Below are 1,015 nucleotides of genomic sequence, written 5' to 3' on the forward strand. Positions count from 1 at the left end.
TAGTAAAAATCTTATTATACAGAGAGGTATCTACAATGAAGTCTAACACACAGAACGCAAAAATTGAAGCTATTACAGAAAAAACTTTGGTACTCGGAATTGATGTCGGAAGTGAAATGCACTATGCCAGAGCTTTTGATTACAGAGGAATCGAGTATTCGAAGAAGCCATTTAAGTTTAGCAATACAGAGGCTGGATTTGTGACATTTAAGGAATGGATCCTGGACCTCAAAGAAAGACATGAGAAGGATAAGGTGATTCCAGGTATGGAACCGATCGGGCATTACTGGTTCAATCTTGGAAAGTTTCTACAGGATAATGAAATGAAACCGGTGCTTGTAAATCCTCACCATGTAAAAAAATCAAAAGAACTCGGCGACAATAATCCGACTAAAAACGACCGTAAGGATCCGAAAGTTATAGCAGGATTAGTTAGGGAGGGACGTTACATGATCCCATATCTGCCGGATGGTGTTTATGCTGATCTTAGAACAGCATCAAACATAAGATTCCAGTTACAGGCGGAACTTACAAGAATTCAAAACAGAATCAGTCGTTGGTTCAATATATATTTTCCTGAATATAAGACGGTATACGGAAAGCCGGATGCCAAGAGCGGAATGCTAATCCTTAAAGCAGCACCACTCCCTGAAGATATCCTGACGTTAGGTATCGATGGAGTGAACCAAATCTGGCGTGATGAGAAGTTAAGAGCAGTTGGAAAGGCGAGGGCGAAGACCCTGATAGAAGCTGCTGAGCACAGCGTTGGAAGCAAAGAAGGTGCGGTGTCTGAAAAAATGGAAATTCGAATACTTCTGGAGGACTATGAATCCAGAAATACGCGTCTACAGGAAGTTATGGTTCTAATTGAAGAACTGGTAAGAAAGATTCCGATGACTGAAAAGCTGTTAGAGATCAAAGGTGTGGGAATCAGGACAGTGTCAGGATTCCTTGCAGAAGTAGGTGATATCAGCCGCTTCAACAATCCGAAGGAACTGCAGAAACTTGCAGGATT

General features: G+C 41.5%; 1 protein-coding gene. It reads left to right on the forward strand.

The window, feature by feature from the left end; all coding sequences use genetic code 11:
- Nucleotides 1-35 precede the first annotated feature (35 nt).
- Nucleotides 36-1,015 (forward strand): IS110 family transposase (locus DWZ16_RS15270; RefSeq protein ID WP_118523185.1); only part of this gene is annotated, 980 nt, incomplete at its 3' end.

Origin of the sequence: Clostridium sp. AF29-8BH, from assembly GCF_003478145.1 — a bacterium.
GTDB lineage: Bacteria > Bacillota > Clostridia > Lachnospirales > Lachnospiraceae > Otoolea > Otoolea fessa.